The sequence below is a fragment of the Aphanothece stagnina RSMan2012 genome, from assembly GCF_046764815.1.
Taxonomy (GTDB): Bacteria; Cyanobacteriota; Cyanobacteriia; order PCC-6307; family Cyanobiaceae; genus NIES-981.
Map to the genome: position 1 here is coordinate 36,363 of NZ_JBKOUC010000020.1, position 19,684 is coordinate 56,046.

15 protein-coding genes are annotated in these 19,684 nt (G+C 63.1%); 2 read left to right on the top strand and 13 right to left on the bottom strand.

Features of this window, described 5'->3' with window-relative positions; genetic code table 11:
* Window positions 1-34 precede the first annotated feature (34 nt).
* The 8 genes from ACLNEE_RS13005 to ACLNEE_RS13040 all read right to left on the bottom strand — a co-directional run bounded on the left by ACLNEE_RS13005 (window position 35) and on the right by ACLNEE_RS13040 (window position 11,104).
* Window positions 35-1,153 carry a glycosyltransferase 61 family protein gene (locus ACLNEE_RS13005; protein WP_411421975.1) on the bottom strand — a complete coding sequence of 373 codons (1,119 nt, stop codon included), beginning with the start codon at window positions 1,151-1,153 and terminating at the stop codon, window positions 35-37.
* A gap of 41 nt (window positions 1,154-1,194) precedes the next feature.
* Window positions 1,195-2,082, bottom strand: coding sequence for a sulfotransferase family protein (locus ACLNEE_RS13010; RefSeq protein ID WP_411421974.1), 888 nt, complete (start codon window positions 2,080-2,082; stop codon window positions 1,195-1,197).
* Window position 2,083: 1 nt separating this feature from the next.
* A complete protein-coding gene (locus ACLNEE_RS13015; RefSeq protein WP_411421973.1) occupies window positions 2,084-4,396 on the bottom strand; it encodes an N-acetylneuraminate synthase family protein in 2,313 nt (770 codons plus the stop codon).
* A gap of 79 nt (window positions 4,397-4,475) precedes the next feature.
* Window positions 4,476-5,822, bottom strand: a complete 1,347-nt coding sequence (locus ACLNEE_RS13020) for a DUF6716 putative glycosyltransferase (protein WP_411421972.1) — start codon at window positions 5,820-5,822, stop codon at window positions 4,476-4,478.
* The gene (locus tag ACLNEE_RS13025; protein WP_411421971.1) at window positions 5,819-6,862 is read right to left on the bottom strand and encodes a DUF6716 putative glycosyltransferase; all 1,044 of its coding nucleotides are present in this window, start codon (window positions 6,860-6,862) and stop codon (window positions 5,819-5,821) included. Before ACLNEE_RS13025 ends, ACLNEE_RS13020 begins: the two co-directional genes overlap by 4 nt.
* Entirely contained in the window at window positions 6,859-8,151 is a 1,293-nt protein-coding gene (locus ACLNEE_RS13030) for a DUF6716 putative glycosyltransferase (RefSeq protein ID WP_411421970.1), read from the bottom strand. Before ACLNEE_RS13030 ends, ACLNEE_RS13025 begins: the two co-directional genes overlap by 4 nt.
* A complete protein-coding gene (locus tag ACLNEE_RS13035; RefSeq protein WP_412007209.1) occupies window positions 8,148-8,903 on the bottom strand; it encodes an acylneuraminate cytidylyltransferase family protein in 756 nt (251 codons plus the stop codon). The genes ACLNEE_RS13030 and ACLNEE_RS13035 overlap by 4 nt, the downstream gene beginning before the upstream one ends.
* 65 nt (window positions 8,904-8,968) lie before the next feature.
* Window positions 8,969-11,104, bottom strand: coding sequence for a capsular polysaccharide biosynthesis protein (locus tag ACLNEE_RS13040; protein ID WP_411421968.1), 2,136 nt, complete (start codon window positions 11,102-11,104; stop codon window positions 8,969-8,971).
* 116 nt (window positions 11,105-11,220) lie between these two features.
* Between ACLNEE_RS13040 and ACLNEE_RS13045 the strand changes: the two genes are divergently transcribed.
* Window positions 11,221-13,245: a capsular polysaccharide export protein, LipB/KpsS family gene (locus tag ACLNEE_RS13045; RefSeq protein WP_411421967.1), complete on the top strand. Its 2,025-nt coding sequence runs from the start codon at window positions 11,221-11,223 to the stop codon at window positions 13,243-13,245.
* Here ACLNEE_RS13045 and ACLNEE_RS13050 read toward each other — a convergent pair whose 3' ends face one another.
* The 3 genes from ACLNEE_RS13050 to ACLNEE_RS13060 all read right to left on the bottom strand — a co-directional run bounded on the left by ACLNEE_RS13050 (window position 13,246) and on the right by ACLNEE_RS13060 (window position 16,073).
* Window positions 13,246-14,496 carry a beta-ketoacyl-[acyl-carrier-protein] synthase family protein gene (locus ACLNEE_RS13050; protein ID WP_411421966.1) on the bottom strand — a complete coding sequence of 417 codons (1,251 nt, stop codon included), beginning with the start codon at window positions 14,494-14,496 and terminating at the stop codon, window positions 13,246-13,248. It abuts the gene before it with no gap.
* A 233-nt stretch (window positions 14,497-14,729) separates the two neighbouring features.
* Window positions 14,730-15,056: an acyl carrier protein gene (locus ACLNEE_RS13055; RefSeq protein WP_411421965.1), complete on the bottom strand. Its 327-nt coding sequence runs from the start codon at window positions 15,054-15,056 to the stop codon at window positions 14,730-14,732.
* A 9-nt stretch (window positions 15,057-15,065) separates the two neighbouring features.
* Window positions 15,066-16,073: a GNAT family N-acetyltransferase gene (locus ACLNEE_RS13060; RefSeq protein ID WP_411421964.1), complete on the bottom strand. Its 1,008-nt coding sequence runs from the start codon at window positions 16,071-16,073 to the stop codon at window positions 15,066-15,068.
* Window positions 16,074-16,728: 655 nt separating this feature from the next.
* Here ACLNEE_RS13060 and ACLNEE_RS13065 point away from each other — a divergent pair.
* Complete coding sequence (locus tag ACLNEE_RS13065; protein ID WP_411421962.1) at window positions 16,729-17,865, top strand: polysaccharide biosynthesis/export family protein; 1,137 nt, start codon at window positions 16,729-16,731, stop codon at window positions 17,863-17,865.
* Window positions 17,866-18,087: 222 nt separating this feature from the next.
* Here the strand turns inward: ACLNEE_RS13065 and purB are convergent, their stop codons facing one another.
* Together purB and ACLNEE_RS13075 are read right to left on the bottom strand one after the other, a co-directional pair.
* Window positions 18,088-19,383 (bottom strand): adenylosuccinate lyase, encoded by a 1,296-nt coding sequence (purB, locus tag ACLNEE_RS13070; RefSeq protein ID WP_411421961.1) that lies wholly within the window; start codon window positions 19,381-19,383, stop codon window positions 18,088-18,090.
* A gap of 91 nt (window positions 19,384-19,474) precedes the next feature.
* Window positions 19,475-19,684: hypothetical protein (locus tag ACLNEE_RS13075; RefSeq protein ID WP_412007210.1), on the bottom strand; the 210-nt coding region annotated here is incomplete at its 5' end.

Consider the following 19,684-nt stretch of genomic DNA (forward strand, 5'->3'; position numbering starts at 1 on the left):
AGAAGGGTGGATCAGAATCTTGAAGCACGCAGGTTCATCCCTGCGCAGAAAGCCGCCTTACGGTGTTGACCACGGTTTGCACGTCGAAACTGTTGCTCCGTTGAAAGCCATCGTCGGTGTTGTGCTGGCCAGCATCCTGCTGGGGGTGACAGTCGACATAGAGATCGTCGAATCCACAGGCGGCATCAATGTTCACCCAGTTGGTGCTCAGGGTTTTGGGACCAGCCAGGAACATGACCTGACGGGCCGGCGTGTTGCCCGGCGTGCTGGGGACAAAAGCCTTCAGATTCATGCAAGCCTGGGGGAAACCGATGATCCAATCGTAGCTTCGGTAAAGGGCGAGCTTCTCTTCAAAGCTCAGCTCTTCGGGACAGATGATGTCAACATTGGGGAGGCCACTGATTTGATTCACAACATCCAGTTCGCCGAGGAACTTGGTTGTGCCGGTGATCAGTTTGTGTCTTGAGAGGTAGGCGATCTTCTGCTTGCGGTGGGTAGCCTCAAGGTTTGCACGAAGTTCCGGCCGCAAGGCCGTGAGGCAGGCATCGTGGAAGTCGCGGGTCACAAAGCAGCGATCCCGATAGAGAACGCTGCTCGAAACGAGCGTCTTGGCTCGGATCGGCCGGCGGACGAGGCGGGTGCGCTCATGAATGCCCAGGCAGGTTAACCATGCCACGATCAACTCGCGGTTGGCAATGGTTCCGCCCTTGCGAAGACGATGGTAGTGAAACCAGATTGGACAGTCAAGATCGCGAAACAATCTCAGCAGTTGGTAAGTTCGGGTCAGGTCCAGCAGGAGGTGGCCGAAGTGGTCGAAGAGAGTGCCGCCATAGAGAACGAAATCCTTGCTGATCTCTTCAGTGCTGTCCACGCTCCGATTGCGGAGCGCTGCGAGTCGTTCCGTAGGGGGATAAAAGAAATGTCGGTCGCCCCGTTTGTCATTGAGCGCTTCGATGAGCTGTCCATGGCGGTCCACAACACCGTGATTCAGCTCAATCCACCAGCGCCGATGTGTTTCATGCACCCGGTTGATGTCGAGAACCAGTGCGTCTGATTCCACAATGATGCTGGAGGGTTCTGTAACGGAGGCTTTCCCCCACCAGGAAGGATGGCGGCGGTTGGCTTCGCGGATCAGCTTCAGGTCTGGCTCCATGGTTCAGAGTGCCTGGTCCAACCGGTGGAAATGGCCTCCCATCATATTTTCCAGTAGTCCCTGGGTTTGCCGATGTGATGCAGAAATTTCTGGCTGTCAGGTCTGACCAGGCGGCTGACACGCCACTTCAGCAGCCATGGCCAGCGCGGTTTTTCGACATAGCCGCGCCCCTGCTGGCCAGCTTCATTGACCAGCGGCAGACTGGTGCCGCCGTTGAGCAGGGGCTCCACGGGCCCATCCACACCGAGGAAGCCCAGAACCCTCTCCAGGCTGGGTTTGGGCGCACCGAGAAAGTCCTCGAAGGTCAGGCAGAGAATCTGATCATCTGGGAATTGCTCACGAAACTTGCTCAGCCTTTCGTAGTACATCGAGCAGCCGATCAACAGGTGCTTGAGTCTGGAGGTCTTCCAGAGTTGCTGAAATTCGCTGGTGCTGGGATGTTTGCCTTTGATGTGGCGCCACTGGGATACGATCCGATCCAATGGATGCCTGACCATGTAGATGATCTTGGTCTGTGGCAGATAGGTCTTGATCAGAGCTGCCGTGTGTTCAAAACCAGGCAGGGTGCTGGAGTACATGGTGCTGCCTTCGCCGCGCAAGCGAGCATCGCGCCCAGCCTGGAAGTGGCTTGCATACCAATCCCAACCCTTGTCGTAGTGCCTGCCGAAGAATTTGGGCTCCTTTGGCTTGCACATGAAGATGTCTGGATGGCGGCCCAGTACCCGGGTAAGGGTTGTGGTGGCTGACTTCGCGGCTCCAATCACAATGAAGTCGGGCAGACTTCGTGGGTCCACTTGATTCTTGCTCTCCAGATCTGCACCTTTCAGCCCCCGTTCGATGGCATGGAGGAGCTCACTTGTGGTCTCGTCCGCTGGAGATGGTGTGGTTGATCTTTCCAAAGGTGGAGCTTCTTTCGCCGAACGTCTCATCTCAGAAGCCAGAACGGACCATCTCCGTGATCGGCGTCACTGGCAAACCGCTATCCCCATGGCAGGCCTGGTCATGCTGCTCGAGGCGTTCCAGGGCCAACCAGGCACCTTCTCCCTGATTCTTGTGGCCTTGCCAGATTTCAGGAATGAACGACGCTTCAGGAGCAAGCGTTCTGAGCATCTGGAAGAGCATCGGCCAGTCGATGTCCCCCTCATCGATCTGAAGACCTTCCCCATCGACTCCACGAGCATCGGCTAGGTGAAGATGGGCTGTGAACGGCAGAACACGTTCCAGAAAACCATGAAAGGATTGGCCCAGGTGGTTGCAGGCCAGCTTGGAATGGGAGGCATCGAGGCATACCCTGTAGCCCTGCTGACTGCAGAATCCAACAATGAACTCAGGGTCCACGAAGAGGTTGTGAAACCGCTGTCCCCCAAAATGCCATGGGAAGGGTGGCATGGTCTGGGGAATGATTTCAACGCCGTCCGTTGACAGGCACGCCAGGCTCCTGATCAGGGCCTCGACCATGGGAGCGCCCTCGCCCGTATGAAGATGCCGGTGGGCTGAGAATCCGCCCACATTGGTGACCAGCAATACGTCGTGGGGACAGTCGAACCGTTCCTTGAGTCTGCGGGAAATGTCGATGACCCTCTGTAACTCACGGATCGAGTGCTGACGGTAATCCTGATCAAGTGTGCATAGATCGAGTGTATGATCTGATGCAAACAATTCAGGGGCATGTATGACCAGTCCCAGGGGTATGCACTCGGGAACGGCCTGCTCGATGGGAATCTCGAGATCTTTGTAGCTGAGGTGGATCTCGACGAGGTTCAGATTGCTGGAGCGCGTGAATAAGCCAAGATCGTGGTACCGAACTGGTACTCCGAAGGGGTTGAAAAACGCATAGCTCCGGGCCTTGATGGATCCCTCGCCCAGGTCGGACTCAAAGAAGAAGTCGCCCGCGTTCTTGTCGGTAGGGAGATGGCGACCGATCAGATCGGCGAGTCGGTAAGGCTGCAACCCCTGGCCTGGACTCTGGATCCTGACCATGGAGGGTTCCACCGGCGTGCCTTTCGGAATGGCGCAGGCGGCGACCAGGCTCTTGGCCAGCACTTCGCGGTTCATCAGCTCTCCCTGGCTGATGGAGCGCTCTGCATCACTCCCCATGGAGTCCTCCACCGCCCGGATGGCCGCCACCATCCTGCTGAATTCATCAGGGACCAGGCTGACCTTGTGGTCATTGCCCTCCATGGAAGGATCCAGGGTGATGTGCTTTTCCACGATCGTTGCACCGAGCGCCACAGCGGCAATCGGTACCTCGTAGCCCCTTTCATGGCCGGAATAGCCCACTGGTGCTCCGGAGAGCTCGCGCAGCCGGGTCAGATAGCGGAGGTTGACGTCCTTGTAGGGCGTCGGGTACGTGGAGTTGCAGTGCAGCAGGGCAAACGGAGCGCCCAGCTCGCGCAGGTGGCGGATGCCGCTGCTGATCTCCAGCTCCGTCGCCATCCCCGTGGAACAGATCAGCGGTTTGCCGGTGGCTGCGATGGCGCTCAGCAGTTCATGGTTCGTGAAGTCGGCTGAAGCCACCTTGAAGGCCTCCATGCCCCAACGGTCCAGCTTGGCCAGGCTGCTGGTGTCCCAGGGTGTGCAAAGGGGAATCATCCCCTTGCGGGCGGTGTAGTCAAAGCAGCGAAAGAGCTCCTCGTCTGTGAGCTGAAAACGCTCCAGCAGATCAAGTGTGTATTGGGTGCCAAGGTCGGAGGACATATCATTGCTGTCGCCAGCATTCACATAGAGATTCTTCATCTCCCGCATCTGAAACTTGGCGCAGTCAACCCCTGCATCTGCGGCAGCATCGATCAACTGAAGGGCCAGGTCCAGACTTCCATTGTGGTTGTTGCCGATTTCAGCGATCAGAAAACTCGGATAGCCTTCGCCGATGTTGCGCTCGCCGATCCGAAGTTCGTGGGCCCCTGCCATCGCCACGGCGGCGATGCGGCCGTGGCTGTCGAGCAGCGGGATCAGCTGAATCTGGGGACTGAACAGAGGAGCCAGTTCCGCCGGTGCCATCCCGACAAGACCCGTGCGACAGCGCGGGTTCATGGCCTGCGTCACTGGAGCGTTGAGGTCGATGTCGCTGCATTCAGCAACCCATCGCCGGAAATCGCCGTCACTGAGCACGCCCTGCAGGATGCCGCTTTCAGAGACGACAAAAATCAGCCTGCTTTTGTTGGCCGTGATCTTTGAGAGTGCGGTGAGAACCGTGTCTTCTGAAAAGACGACAAACTGCGTGAAATTGCGCTCAATCTGCATGCTCTACTCGTCGATCAACGCGATTTGGCTGACGCTTAACGGACAATCTCTGCTCTGACGCGCCCCGGGCCGGGCCAGCTTACAGCTTGAACCTGGGTGTCGCCAGGAGAAGTAGCCGTCGCACCAGTCGGTTCCCAGCCCTCACCGCGACCAGTCTGCGGCGGATGTTGGCATTGTCCGGTCGCTGCAGCGCCGCCATCTCCAGGAGCTTGGCGGCTTCGCCGTAATCCCGCTCGTCGATGGCCTGTTCGGCCCCGACACGCAGCTGGTTCGTGGAGAGCTCCCCGGAGTTGACCACATAGCCGCGTTGCTGCAGCCGCGGTGGCTGATCCCTGGGCTGAAGCGATGGCGACGTCCCATCGGAGCCCGCCCGCCCGGCACCGTGACGTCGGAGGATCACGAACAGTTCTGCCGGGGTGTACGTACTCCCATACCCCACCCACTCCAGCCAGTCCGGATTGACCCTGAGCCCAAGCAGAGCCTCGAGATCCTGGATCTGGCCGAGTTCGACGAGCATCCCTGAACCCCCGAAAAACACGGTGCCGAGGTCGGCACGCACCCCGAAGTCGCCCATCACGAGGGGAATGCAGCCATGGTCCAGGGCATCGAAGAAGGCTGTGGAGGAGAGGGTGGCGAACAGACGACTCTCGGCCAGCAGGGCGGGGAGAGCTTCGTAGGACACGGTCAGATTGGGCGGCCGCCGTGGACAGAGCCGCTCCAGGGTCGTGCTGATGTGTTCGCCGATCTCATGGAACGTGGCTTCATGGGGGGCGACCCTGGGTTTGAGCACGATCTGCCAGTCCGGGCAGCGGCGAGCCAGCGCCACCAGGTGCCGCACCATCTCCTGGCGCTCCTGCGGCAGCGCCGGCAGGGCCACCTGCTCGGCGAACACCAGTCGGCGGGGGCGGCTGGAGAGCGGTTTGGTCTGGGCCACGTGGGAACGTCCCAGGCCGGTGAGGAGGGTGCGTTGGCTCTGGAATGGCGTATGGCGGAGAAAACGTTCAAACCGCACCTGGTCACGGGGCCCATTGAGGCAGATCAGGTCGTACCCCAGCCGCCAGGTGATGGCCTCTTCGAACCGTTCCAGCACCACACCGTTGAAGCCGCAGAACAGCAGGGCGCGGGGTGGTGCCTGCTGGTGCCGGGACTGGTGATAGGCGCTGCGGAACTCGGCGAGTTTGCTGCCGGTGAGGAAGACGCCGATGCCGGCATAGCGGTTCAGCTGGCTGTCACGCAGGAGGGCAGCCATGCTGCGCTCCTGCACGGTGCCCAGTCGGCGCATGCGTTGAATGACCGCTTTGGGTGTGCCGTCCCTGGGGATCAGATTGATGGTGAGCTCGATGCCTGTGGCCGCCTTGGTACGGGCCAGGGCCTCGCAGTAGAGAAGCTGGCTGTCTGAATCGGCAATCAGCAGAACCGCGGTCATCGGCGGCGATGCTCCCCCACCCAGTTCCGCAACCGACGGGCCCCATCGCCGATCTCCCAGCCGCTCTCCCGCAACCAGCCGGGGTTGGGCTGGGGCAGATCGAGCAGTTCATCGAGATGTTCACACGACGTGAGCCGACCCATCAGCCCTGATCCGAACAGCAGGGCCCCGTCCATGTCGGTGCGGATGCCGTAGTCCCCCAGCAGCAGCAGCGGCACACCCTGGGCCAGGGCATGCCAGAGCAGGGGGCTGCTGATCGTGGCGCAGACCCCGGCCCGGGCCAGCTCCAGCAGTGGGGCGTCCCCATCTCCCTGCTGCAGGTTGGGTGCTGTCGACGTCCTCCCCAGCAGCATCTGGGTCAGGCTCTCTGCCGGCACCGTCGCGGGTTCCCGCTCGGGTTGCTGGGGCCGTGTCGGTTCCGCCGCCGGACCGGGAGCCTGGGCTGGTTGGATCACCACCTCCCAGCCAGGAGAGCTGACGCAGAGGCGTTCGAGCACCTCCAGCAGGCGCAACCTGGCCCCCGGGGCGGGGGGGAGGTCCGCCTGTTCGAGGAACAGCAGACGCCGGGGCCGCGCGGAGGGCTGAAGCTCCGGAACAGGGCGCCAAGGCGCAGCCAGGCCCCAAGGCCCCACCAGCAGGGCTGGCGGTGCTGGGGTTCCACAGGTTCGTGCCAGGTCGCCCAGTTCCTCCACTTGCCGCGGGCCATGCAGGCAGAGCAGGTCAGCACCGAGGCGGGGCAGCAGATCGGCCACCAGGGCATCGCCCACCAGAGGAAGGAGGGGTCCCGTGAACACGGGAATCGGGCTGCGCTCCCGCAGCCTGCAGGCCTGCCGGAACCGATGGAGAAAGGCAGGCACCTGCTGGGCGTGGATGAACAGCCCCACGGCATCCATACCCATGGGCAGATCGCTGCTGCTGAGCATCTCGGCGGAGAGGTTCAGATCGTCGAAGACCTCGATGCCCTCAGCCTCCAGCGCCGAGGCCAGGACGGCTGTGCAGGTGCGCGAGGCCGGACTGTCGCTGATCAGCAGGATCCTCATCGACCCCGAACGAAATCCTCCACCCAGCGCAGACCGAGGACCAGATCGCGCAGGTACCGGACAGCGTTCTTGCCCCTCTGGGTTGTTTTCAGGCGCGAGCGGTTCCCTGCACTCGTGAGCATGCGCCGCCCCCCATGCCGCAGGGCATAGCGCTGCCAGGACTCGGCCCCCCAGCCCGCAGGTCCTGGCGTCCCGGAGGTCTCGGGTCTGCTGCGCCCCTGTGCGATCCGATCGGCCAGGGCCATCACGAACTGATCGCTGCCATGGGGACAGCGACCATGGCGGTCCAGCCAGGTCTCGTCGTGGATCGGGGTGAAGGGGTCCTCGATGATCGCGGCGAAGTCCCGGACGCTGTTCGATCCCATGAAGTAGTGGTTGCCCAGGGTTTCATTCACCCCGAGGTCCCCCACGATTCTGGTGCTGATACCCATGGCCATCGATTCCATGGCGGCGGTGGATGAGACCGTGATGGCACAGCCGCAATGGCGCAGCAGTGCAAGGCTGGGTTTGTAGTTGATCTGAAGATTCGGAGATTTCCGCATCAATTTCTCGATCCGGCTTGCCATCTCCCCATGGCGGCGGTGCAGGGTGCGCTCCACACCGGAGGTTCTGGGCTTGAAGATCACGGTGTGGTCGGGCCACCGCTGGGCCAGGTCGTTCAGGCGGTTGCAGAGGTAGTGACGCTGCAGTGGATTGCCTGGAACCGAGGGCTGCTCGAAGAAGACGATCGTGGGCCGCTCCACGGAGGTGCGGCGTCTGGGATGGAGGTCCCAGAGGATGGGGAGGCCCGTGACGACAGCATTGTCAGAGGGCAGGCCCAGGGCCCGGCAGGCCTGTTGGTAAAGATCGAGATCGACCGGAGAATTCAGACACAGCAGATCGGCGCCCGAGCGATCCATCATCCCCTCGATCTGATGGCGGAAGAGGATCCCCGGGTAGGCGCTGACCGTCAGAGGCCAGTGGCCGTCGGGTGCATCAGCCCGCAGCAGCAATTGGAGCTCACGGGTGCGCTGGCCGTCGAGGCCCAGGATCAGAGCATCCAGTCCGAGCAGGGTGGGCCTGATCGCGCGCAACTGCTGCCATTCCTGGTGGATGATCGTGACCCTGCCGTCGATCCGCTGGATTTCGAGCAGCTGCCGCCGGGAGAGCCGCCGGCCCTGGATTTCCAGCAGGTACAGGGTTGTTCCGGCACCCTCCTTCCGGCACACCGACAGCATCGCCATCGCCGTCTTGCCGAAGGAGTCGAAGCAGGCGATGGCCGCCATCTCTCTGCCCTGAAGACGGTTCATCCGGCCTGGTCTCCTCCAGGGGGATGGTCGAGCACGCTCCCCCTGACCCCTGGCCCATCCAGCAGGGGGGCCAGCTGACGGCACAGCGCGAGATCGGCGGGGCTGTCGATCTCCGGAGCCGGCGCTTCGATGACCACGGGTCGAAGGGGAGGGACGAAGCGGTTTCCCATGGCCAGGAAGGCCGCCGTCCTCAGGGCGTAGATCGCACCGGTCTCCAGATAGGTGGGCGTGAGATCCTGGCGGCGCTGGCGGGGGAGGCTGGCGTCATGGTTCACCCCCCGGCCCCAGCCGTGATCATCGAGGTTCCAGAGAAAGCCGTGCCACGGCGTGACCGCGAAGGCCAGGTTGGCTTCGGAGGCCAGCAGCTCTCCCAGCACCCGGTCGATCTGGCTGCCGGTGGTGAAGGGGGAGGTGCACTGGAGAAAGACGAAGGCGGGCGGGAGAGGAGTCGCCTCGGCCAGCTTGGTCAGGGTGTGGATCAGGGCCGACTCCGAGGAAGCCGTGTCCCCGGCCAGGGCCGGTGGGCGTTCCACCACCGAGGCCCCGGCTTCGCAGGCCTCGTGGGCGATGGTGTTGTCATCGGTGCTCACCACGACGCCGCCGAGCCGGCTGCTGTCCTGGGCCGCGCGGATCGTGCGCGCGAGCAGCGAGGTACCGCCGATGCGCTGCAGATTCTTGGAGGGGATGCCCTTCGAGCCCCCGCGGGCTGGGATCAGGGCAATCGGAGCCTTGCTCGGATCGATCGCGGGCATCGGGCACTCACGAGGCTGGATGACCGCTTCCATCCCCAGGGCCCCGGGGCCAGACTGCGCTGAACCTAGCAGCGCTGCAGGGGGCTCCAGGCCTGCAGACGGGCCAGGAACTGGGCCACTCCATGGCGGAGCTGGCCAGGGGGCTCAACCCCGAGGGCATCCAGCCAGCGCTGCAGCGGTGCCCGGAAGGAGCGGGGATCGGCACGAAGGAGGCGCAGCTCCTCCACAGCCCGCTCCGGGGTGGTGTAGGCACCCGAACGCAGACTCAGGTAGATGGGGTAGTGGATCAGCGCGGCGTAGACCAGATCCTCCAGCAGGAGGTCGCGTCCCCGCCGCGCACACGTCAGCCGGTCCCGGGTGAGTCCCCAGCCGGCATAGAAGGGCAGGCCCCAGGTTTCCACGGGGACACCGCGCATCAGGGCCTCGAACCCTGTGATCGAGGTGCGCACATGCACCCCATCCACCGCCTCGAGCAGCTGTTCCATCGGTGCCTGGAGCAGCACCAGGTCGCAGTGCCGATGGGCTTCGGTTTCCCCCGGCCCGGGGCGCTGACGCCGGGAGATCACATCCGGGTGGGGTTTGTAGATCAGGAAGGCCTCGGGGTGCGCGCGCCGCACGGCCTGGAGCAGTTCCAGGTTGCTGCGCACGGTGGCTTCGGGAGGAACCCCGAAGCGGATCGAGAGATCCACCTCCACCTGGCCGGGGACGAGCAGCACGGGCCTGTCCCCCACCTGGGGGGGGCGCTGCCAGCCAGGGGAGCTCAGGTTGTACTTGGTCAACCCCGCCTCCACGATCAGGGCGCGCAGCCTGGCGGCCCGGTCCCGTTCGGCCGCCGAGAAGGCATGGGTGGCGAGGAAGGTCTCCAGGTCGCAGGGGGCCGAGGAGTCGTAGTAGATGCCGGTCTGGTCGATCACCCAGGAGATCGGTGGCACCCAGCGCAGCCACCATCCCTGACCGACCGAACGCAGAAAGCCGTCTTCGGCATGGATCAGGGGAGGGCTGGCCCGATGGAGCCCCCGTCCCACCCGGTTCCCCCAGACCAGACACCGGCTTCGGCCCTGGCGCCCAGGAGCGGCATGGAAGGGCCGGAAGCGCAGCCTGGCGGGCGCCAGGCCACGCTGAAAGCGACGCACCGCATTGCGCTTCCAGCCCGCGATTCCGAACACTTCCAGGTTCCGAGGCACGGCGGCCCGTTGCTGGCGCTGGAAGCCCAGATGCTCGATCAGGCGTTCCGGGGTGGTGATCCGGCCCGTTTCCGGATCGAGATAGCGGGCATAGGAGACCAGACAGGCATGGACCAGATCGTCCAGGCTGACGCCCGGCTGCCGCGCTCCATGGCGCGGTGGGGGCAGCCGGTCGTGGGTGAGACCCCAGCCGGCGTAGAAGGGCATGCCGAAGCAGTGCACCGCTTGGCCCCAGATCAGGGCTTCGAAGCCCATCTGGGAGGTGACCACGTACACGGCGCTGGCCCCCTCGAGCAGGGCGGCGGGATGGCCCCCATCGGTGCAGAGTTCCACCCGGGGATGGGCCAGGTGTTCGGCCGTGAAATGGCCCCGGCGCCGCCCCGAGACCACATCGGGATGGGTCTTGACGAGGATCCTGTGGTCGGGGAAATCGATCAGAGCCTGCTCCAGCATGGCCAGAAAGCTCCGGGCGTCGGCCTCGCCGTGTCGGATCGCGGCATCGTTGGCCACCTGATCCACCACCAGCACGAAGTCTGCGTCGGGGGTGGGGGACTCGATGGCCGCATTGATCTTGCTGACCCGCTGAGTCCGCCAGGCGGTTCTCAGGGACTGGGCGCGGAGAGTCTGCTGCGGCGTCAGGCCGCCCGCGATGAGGGCATCGAGCCGGCTGGGGGTGGAGGCGTCGTAGTGGATGCCCCGGTCATCCAGCAGGATCCCCAGGGGGGGCGCTCCGGGGCCGGGATCCACCGATCGCAGAAAGGCATCCTCCACGCGCCAGAGCGGCAGCGAGCGCTGCAGAGCTTCCCTCAGGCCCCAACGGCCGCTGGGCCGACGGCCCCAGACCAGCAGGGCATCGACGGGTTCCCTGCGACAGGCCCCTCGTCCGACCACCAGACGGGATGGCGCCAGCAGCGCGGGCAGGGTCGTGTGGGCCAGCACCAGGGGGTCCGGGAGGCCGATCACCCAGCCCGGGGGGCTGGCGGATGGTTGGGATGACACCGGGATGTCCCCCGTCATCCGTCACCCTCCACACTGGTGCCGGATCCTAGAGCCCGTGTCCTGAGAGCCTGGCCGCCCACGGTCACGGGGGGTCCAGCAGGCCATGCGAAGATCGTCGCGCCCCGGCGGTGAGGGTGGCTTTGGGCAGCGTGCAGGTGCAGATCGAAGGCCCCGTGCTGCTGCTGATGGGGCCCATCGGCCTGTTCTTTTCCAGGCTCTGGCACTATCTGAACGATTCGGGAGTTCCTGTTTACAAGATCTCCTATCCATTGCATGAGTTTGGCTTTCCCCGCCGGGCCCGCATCCCCTTCAGCGGCTCCATGGAGGAGTGGCCTGACTTTCTCCGCAATGTGATCCGCTCCAAGGGGATTCGCCACCTGTTCATGTATGGCGACTTCATCGATCCCCATCGCCTTGCCATTCAGGTGGCCCATGAGCTGGGGGTTGATGCGTTTGTCTTTGAATTGGGCTACGTCAGGCCCAATTATGTGACCCTGGAGCCGGATCGAGTCAATTGTCGCTCGAATCTCAACCTGCCGGTTGAGTTCTATGAAGCCCTGCCACCCGTCTCCAGGCTTCCTCAAGCTCGATTGGATCCGGGTTGGCGCTTTCGGAAAATCTGGAAAGCCCCCACATTCATTCAGCATGCCTTCACCCGTTACAGGATCATCGAGGGTGAGCACAAGCTTCAGCCATCGCCTGAATTCCTCTGGTGCCAGCTTCGGGGTTCGATCCGGTATTGGCTCTATCGCCTCGAAGAAAGGCAGCTCAAGAGGGTTCTTGTAGAAAACCTTTCTTATTTCCTGGCCATCCTCCAGGTTTCCAGCGATTCCCAGATCACGATGGGGTCAGGATTCCGTGGTATGCATGATTTCATAGAGACGGTCATCGTCTCCTTTGCGGCCCATGCCCATCCTTCCGACCATCTGGCGTTCAAGCACCACCCGCGGGACCGTGGCTACAACAATTACAAGGCCCTGATTCGCTTTCTGGCCGAGCGCGAGGGGATCGCCGGTCGGGTGCACTACTTCCATGATGGCCCCCTCAGCGCCTTCATTCGCACCTGTCGCGGTCTGGTCACGGTGAACAGCACGGTGGGGCTTCAGGCGCTCTTTCATGCGGCCCCAACCAAAGTGCTCGGGCAGACCTTCTACAACCTGCCCGGCCTCACCGATCAGCAGTCCCTGGATGACTTCTGGGCTTCACCCCAGACAAGCAGCCGCCCACTCTTCTACAGGTTCTACAACTATCTGGTGACGACGACCCAGATCAACGGAAATTTCGATGGAGATTTCCCTTTCCGGGAGACCCTTCCCATCTCCCTGTCGGCCCGGTCCCGCCAGGGCAGGGTCAGGGGCCTTGGGGATACCGGACGCCAGCCCTGGAAGGTCCCGTTCCGGGTCATCTACAGACTCCTGTGCTTCCTGGTCATGTATGTGGCCTACGGACTGCAACTGCTGGCCCTGGCCTTCAGGCTTCGCCGGCAGGCAACAGCGCTGCTCACCGTGGTCGCCCGCTTCGGATTGCGGGCTGTGGGCATCGAGGTGATTGTCGATGACAGCCTGCTGGCTGCTGAGGATGGTCGCCGCCGTATCCACATCTGGAACCACAACAGTCCCTTTGATGTGTTCGCGATTCAGGCCTATCTCCAGCTGCCTGCTGTCACCACTTCAGGTCTCCATCTGAACCGGTTGCTTCCCCTGTTCGACCGCTCCGCCACCAACGCCGGCCACGTTCTGCTGGACCATCGCCAGCCCGACCAACGCCGCAGCAGTCTCTGGCGCTCCTCCCAGGTGCTCCAACGCCACGGCCAGTTGATGATTGCCCCGAATGGCTCCCTGAAGACCTCCATCCTTCAGCGTGCTTCGGCCAGCGCCTTTCTGTTGTCCCGCCGTCATGACGCCATCGTGGTCCCCTGGTGGTTCGAGTACCGCGGTCTCGAGGGCATCGATGCGGACAGCCTTTACCACCCCCTCCGCCTCCTGGTTCAGAGGCTCTGTGCGCCGAGGGCTGTGCTGCACTGCCGCCAGGGCCGGCCGGAAGATCTGCGGCTCAGCCCGGAGGACAGCCACCGCGAGGGATTCTCACGCCGGGTGATTGCTTACTACGCCCAGGAACCCGGCGGTTTGCTTGATGCGGTCCATGGCCAGGCGTCCTGATCAGGCGGCCTGGATCATCACCGACACATTGTGGCCACCGAAGCCGAAGGCGTTCTTCAGGGCCGTCCGGCGGTGCAACGGCTGGGTGATCTGCAGGGGACTCCCCTGAACCAGGTTCAGCTGGATCTCCGGGTCGATCGGGGCGGCATTGACACTCACGGGAATCGTGCCGGCCTGGAGCGAGCAGATGGCCATGATCGTCTCCACAGCGCCGGCCCCCCCCAGCATGTGGCCGAACTGCCCTTTGGGAGCGGTGACGGGGATCTGGCCGTGGGTCGAACCGAGCAGCGTCTCGATGGCCCGGGCCTCCGCCAGATCACCCACCGGCGTTCCGGTGGCATGGGCCTGAATGAAGCAGAGATCATCGAGCTCCACCCCGCTGCGTGCGAGGGCCTGGTGCATGGCCGCACAGGCCTGGGCGCCCGTGGGTTGGGGCGTGACGATGTGGTGGGCATCGTTGGAGCTGCCCACGTCCAGGAGGTAGGCCTCGCAGGCGGCGTCCCTTGCCCGGGCATCGGACTCCCGCTCCAGAATGAGAATTCCCGCACCTTCCGCAATCACGAACCCATCGCGCTCGCGTCCATAGGGGCTCGAGGCCAAGGCCGGCGTGGCGTTCCGGGTGGACAGGGCCCGCATCGCACTGAAGCCCACCAGCCCAAGCTCGTTCACCGGAGCTTCGGAGCCACCGGCAATCACCACATCGGCGCGGTCATCGCGCAGCAGCATCAGCCCCCAGAGCAGGGCTTCCGCCGAGGAGGCGCAGGCGGAGACGGGTGTATGGGCCCCTGCCTGAGCACCGATGGCAATGCTGATCTGCCCGGCGGCTGCATTGGGGATCAGCATCGGCACCGTCAGCGGATTCACCCGGGACGCTCCCCGCTCCAGCAGGATGCGGTACTGCTGCCCCATGGTCTCCAGGCCGCCGATTCCGCAGCCCACGACCACCGCGGTGCGCCGAGCCCTCGCCGCTTGATCCCTTGGGAGTCCAGAGTGCTGCCAGGCTTCCTGAGCGGCGATCAGGGCGAGCTGGGAGCACCGATCCAGCCGTCGCCTCTGGAGGGGTTCCAGGTCGGCGGTGGGATCACCGGGGATCACGCCGGCGATTCGGGACGGCAGGGAGGCTGCCCAGGCATGCGGGAGCAGCTGGATCCCTGAGGCCCCAGCCCGATAGTGCTGCCAGCAGGACTCCACCCCGATGCCCAGGGGTGACACGGCACCCATGCCCGTGATGGCGATCCTCTCGTGGGGCACGGGTATCTGCCGGCTCTTTGTTGTGGTGGATGACCTTAGCCGAGCCTGCAACCTTCTAATCGTGCCGGAGCGCCGGGGGCAGGGAGGCGAGGCTGCTGGAAGTGGTCAGGCGCTCTCTGTTGAATCTTTCCGCTCTCCGTTGAATCGCTGGAGGGATGACGAGAGTATTTCGGTGAGTCTGGGTGGGAAGAATCTGCCGCCGGGGATTTCCAAAGAGAGCATCAAGGAGGTCATTAGGGCTGGGCGTGTTCCCTGGCTTCGATATAGCTTACGATGTCTCCCACGGTTTTGAAGGTGAGCAGATCTTTTTCTTCAATCTTGATGCCCATGGTTTCATCGGCTTCGATCAAAATCTCGTAGAAGCCAAGGGAGTCAACGCCCACATCTTCGATGATCAAGGCATCGATTGTGATGGTATCAGGATCGGCACCAGCAATCCTGGCCAGAATGTCCCTCAGCCCTTGGAGGATGTCGGCTCTGGACATTGAGCTGGCAGCTGTTGGGGTGCCTTCAGCAGGCCGCAGGCCGTCGTTCGGAGCGAGAGGGGCTGGATCTGCCAAGGGAGCCGTTTATCGCGAGCTGGACTGGGGAGAAGGATGTTCCATTTCAACTTTATCACCGCTGGCCGCCCTGGTCCCAATCGGCAAGGGCCTGTTCTGTCCGCGGAACCAGGGGAACTTTCGGTAGACCTCGGCATGGGGGAAGCCCACGAAGTGCTGCAAGCGTCTGGGAGCTACCTGGGTGAGGTCCGCAGTCATCAGGATTTCGGTGATCTGATTGAAATCCTTTGCGAGGGAGATGTCGTGGGTTTTGGCTCCCATCAGATTGATGTACTGGCGCAGGAGTACGGGAAGTCTGAACTCGGAATGATGCTTCTGTGCCTCGGTTTCCAGTTGCTGGATCGTCTGGCAACGGCCGTCTGCGTGCTCTTCGTCGCCTCGGAAGCCGCGGGGGTAACGGGCCGGAGGCAGGTCCGTGACGTTGCTGCGGAAGGGCGGGAGCATCAAGGAACGCAGGAAGAAGTCGTTGACAACTCCGGGATACTGAAAGTGGTTGTAGGAAACGAGCCCGTAGACCGAGGTGTATCCAGACGCGATGGCGGCCTGCAGGCCACCCCGAAACAAGGTCATCAGGGACGCTGGTTGACGCTGAAAAGCGGGAGAAATGGCAACCCGTCCGATTTCCAGGTGGCTGCCTTTAGCCATCAGAGAATTTTTAATTCCAGGGTAGACATGTTCGAGGTAAGAAGTTGTCGATCCATGCGGAAATCCAGTCGACGCAGGCTCCCCTGAGGAGTTCTGGTCGGGCACAAATTGCAGGCGGGCGGTGCCTGCAAGGGCAAATGTGTTGTCGTCGACCAGTACAAAATGGTCGTAATAGGGATCCCTGCGATCAAGGTCCTTGTTTTTGCCGGATCCTGAAAGCTTCTGGCGGTATGTGAGCTCACGCAAAAGGCCAACTTCGTCGGCAAAATTATCGAACGTATTGCCCGGTATCAGATATAGCGTAAGGCCGTAGTTCGAGAAAAAGAAAAATGGCTTGATGTCATCGATAAGTACTCGGCTCAGGGGAATCATCGGCTGTCGGGTCTGAGCGAGTGCAAAGGGTTGAAAGAGTCTGGCCTGACTGTCAGGCGTAGTGTTTCATAACGAATCGTAGTATGGAACTCCGGCGCCCACGGTCCCAGGGCGTTGGCCTTTCCAGGGCCGCCAGGCCGGATGCAGCTAGCCAGGAGGTGGCTTCGCCGGTGGTGGCACGTTCCTGGCCTGGCCTGTCGGCGGCGCGTGTAGCCCCCCTGCTGTGCCGTGATCCCGGGCTCCAGAAGGCCCCCTCCACCCCCGATCTGAAGCTCCAGCGGGGCTTTGGCGTGCCGCTCTGGCATCCACGTGCCGCTGAGGAGAGCCAGTTGGTCAGGCTGGCGGCTGGCTCTCTGGATTGTTGCTGCCTGGGGGTCAGCCCCTGCCCTGCTTCCGGTTCATGGACTGCCACCTGGCTTTGCCCATGGGCTCCCCTTACAGTGAGCGCCACTTTGAGGCCTGTTCCTGCAGGACCTCTCGGGCCCTCGTTCCGTCTCTGTTGCCCATGACCCGCAAGCTCCCGTTCCGTCGATCGGCTCCAGGAGGCCCAACGCTGAGGATCGGAGCTTGCGCCCTGATCCTGAGTCAGGGCCTGGCGACAGGCTGGCTTCACCCGGTCCAGGCCCAGCAGAGCCGTCAGCCGCAGGCCTTCCCGATGACCGAAGAGGGCAGCGAGCCCTCCGGATCGACCTCTTCACCTGCGCTGATGCCCTCCCCACGGCCAGCCGCAACGGTTCGGCCAGCCGCCGCGGTGAGGCCAGCCTCCGAAAGTTTGGCGCGGCGGTATTCGAGCGATCCGCGCAACAGCGGGTTCCGCTACCGCCTCGGTCCAGGGGATCGCGTCAGGGTATCGGTCTTCAAGGTTGAAGGGTACGAGGCCGAGACGGAGGTTCTCAGTGATGGGACCATCAATCTGCCCCGCATCGGGTCGGTCAAGGTGTGGGGGCTGACGTTGGATGAGGCGAACCAGCGCATCACCAAGCTCTACGCGAGTATTCTGCGTCGCCCACTGGTCTACATCGACCTCATCGCGCCCCGACCGGTGCGTATCTCCTTGGTGGGTCAGGTCGAGCGCCCGGGTTTTTACACCCTCACCCAGCAACCGACCACCGCTACGGTGCGAGCCTCCGGCCCCGGATCAGTCGGTACAACCGTCAACACATCGGGGTGGCCCACCATGGTGGATGCCATCCAGCAGGCTGGGGGCATTACAGCCTTGGGCGATCTCTCCAAGCTCGTGTTGGTGCGACCGAGCGACGTTCCAGGTGGACCGCCGCAGGAGTATCGATTTGATTACCTTAGGGTATTGATGGGTGCGGGTTCCGCGGTAAATCCATTAATTTATGATGGGGATATGATTAGCGTCTCAAAAGTTGAGGGTGTTCAGACCAGCGAGGCTTTGATCGCATCGGCTTCCTCGAATTTCGCTCCCGATGCCATCTCTGTGAACGTGGTTGGAGAAGTGGTCAATCCTGGTGTCAAGCAGGTGAAGTCCAACAGTGCTCTCGCCAATGCCGTTCTGGCCGCTGGTGGGCTTGATCCGCAGCGAGCCAAGGAGTCGAATATCAGGCTGCTCCGGCTTGAGGCTGACGGGACGATGATGTCCCGTCAGGTTCCTTTTGATCCTGCAGCCCCCCTGGGATCTGAAACCAACCCACCCCTGCGCAACGGGGACGTGGTGGTTGTCTATCGCAACAACTGGACCCGCTTCAACGATACGTTGAGCCAGGCCGTTGCCCCCCTTGGACCGCTGTTGAATGCAGCATCCCTCTACAACATCCTGACGCGTTGAGATATCTTTGATCAGGCCATCTGACCAGATGCCCTGACAATGTTGGGGCACAAGACCGGGTTGAGGATCGACCCTGTCTTGGCTTGGTCGATGCCTCCCCCGAGTCACTTGGATCTGTCCATCTGGTCCAGCGCCAACAGCGCTGGGCCCCACAGATTCGTACCCGGCCCAACGGATCCTCGGGCGGGCTCACCACCACGTGTGAACCCGCCCGTGCGGCAATCAAAGCCCGAGTCGGGTCCAGATCACATCCAGATTGGCCCGATGCAGGTCGGTTGAGAAACATGCCGCCAGTTGTTCGGCGCTCAGTCGGCTGGTCACCTCGGCATCCGCTTCCAGGTTGTGTCGGAAGTTGCCCCCATCGTTGTTCCAGGCGGCATGGGCGTTGCGTTGCACCACGCTGTACGCCGCCTCACGGCTGAGGCCCGCCTCGACGAGTGCCAGCAGGACGCGCTGACTGAAGACCACACCTCCATAGATGTTGAGGTTGCGCACCATGTTCTCGGGGTAGACCCCCAGGCCACGAACGACCTCGGCCATCTCCCGCAGCATGAAGTGCAGGGTGGCGGAGCAATCCGGAAGCATCATGCGCTCCACGGAGCTGTGGCTGATGTCGCGTTCGTGCCAGAGGGCACAATTTTCCAGGGCGGCCACGACATAGCTCCGCAGCACCCTCGCCAGCCCGCTGATGCGCTCGCTGCGGATCGGATTGCGCTTGTGGGGCATGGCGGAGCTGCCCTTCTGCCCCTTGGCGAAATTCTCCTCCACCTCCAGCACATCGGTGCGCTGCAGGTTCCGGATTTCCGTGGCGAAGCGCTCCAGCCCGGCGCCCACCAGGGCGAGCGTCTGGATGTACTCCGCGTGCCGGTCGCGGGCAATCACCTGGGTACTGGCCGTGTCCGGCACCAGGCCGAGCCTGGCGCAGGCCATCGCCTCCACCCGGGGATCGGTGTTGGCGTACGTCCCCATGGCCCCACTGATCTGTCCCACAGCCACCACCTGCTCGAGCCTTTCCAGACGCTCCTGATTGCGGAGGGCTTCGGCCAACCAGCCGGCCACCTTGAAGCCAAAGGTGATCGGCTCGCCGTGGATGGCATGGGAGCGGCCGATCATCACGGTGTCTTTGTGGGCCTTGGCGAGCGTTTTCAAGGCCTCAACGAGGTGGTCGAGTTCGCCCCGCAGCAGCTGCACCGAGGCCTTCATCTGCAGGGCCAGACCGGTGTCCAGCACGTCGGAGCTGGTCATGCCCACGTGGATGTACCGTCCGGCATCGCCGACGTGTTCGTTCACGTTGGTCAGAAAGGCGATCACGTCGTGACGCACCTCGGCCTCGATCTCGAGAATCCGCTCCACCTCGAAGTGGGCCTTCTCCTTGATGGTGGCGAGGGCCTCCTGGGGCACCTGGCCCAGCTCGCAGTTGGCTTCGGTGGCGGCGATCTCCACATCCAGCCAGCTCTGGAACTTGGCCTCTTCGCTCCAGATGGCGCCCATCTCGGGCAGTGTGTAACGCTCGATCAAGGGCCGGTGGGCGGCAACGACGTTCCCAATGTATGGGTCGGATGTATGGGTGGGTCTGCAGGGCAGCGCTGGGGCTGGGCTGAGGGTGCGTTCAGGCCGCTGCGGTCAGCTGTCGGTGGGCCACCTCCCAGTGGACCTGGGCCCCCCAGGCCTGCTGGCGGACCCAGCAGCGCCCTCCCTTGCACTGAATCAGCTGAAACGGGGGAAGATCGGCCGGCTGGTTGCGCAGTTTGACGAAGCTGCCCGGTTGCAGCAGTTCCACCAGGTTGTCCGTCCTGTGGGCTGCGGTGACCCCGCTGGC

Coding starts and splice junctions, on each gene's coding strand:
- ACLNEE_RS13025 (WP_411421971.1), bottom strand. CDS start 6,862: ATGAGGATCCTGCTGATCAGCGACAGTCCGGCCTCGCGCACCTGCACA.
- ACLNEE_RS13030 (WP_411421970.1), bottom strand. CDS start 8,151: ATGAACCGTCTTCAGGGCAGAGAGATGGCGGCCATCGCCTGCTTCGAC.
- ACLNEE_RS13020 (WP_411421972.1), bottom strand. CDS start 5,822: ATGACCGCGGTTCTGCTGATTGCCGATTCAGACAGCCAGCTTCTCTAC.
- ACLNEE_RS13040 (WP_411421968.1), bottom strand. CDS start 11,104: ATGACGGGGGACATCCCGGTGTCATCCCAACCATCCGCCAGCCCCCCG.
- ACLNEE_RS13035 (WP_412007209.1), bottom strand. CDS start 8,903: ATGCCCGCGATCGATCCGAGCAAGGCTCCGATTGCCCTGATCCCAGCC.
- ACLNEE_RS13065 (WP_411421962.1), top strand. CDS start 16,729: ATGACCGAAGAGGGCAGCGAGCCCTCCGGATCGACCTCTTCACCTGCG.
- ACLNEE_RS13005 (WP_411421975.1), bottom strand. CDS start 1,153: ATGGAGCCAGACCTGAAGCTGATCCGCGAAGCCAACCGCCGCCATCCT.
- ACLNEE_RS13010 (WP_411421974.1), bottom strand. CDS start 2,082: ATGAGACGTTCGGCGAAAGAAGCTCCACCTTTGGAAAGATCAACCACA.
- ACLNEE_RS13015 (WP_411421973.1), bottom strand. CDS start 4,396: ATGCAGATTGAGCGCAATTTCACGCAGTTTGTCGTCTTTTCAGAAGAC.
- ACLNEE_RS13060 (WP_411421964.1), bottom strand. CDS start 16,073: ATGATTCCCCTGAGCCGAGTACTTATCGATGACATCAAGCCATTTTTC.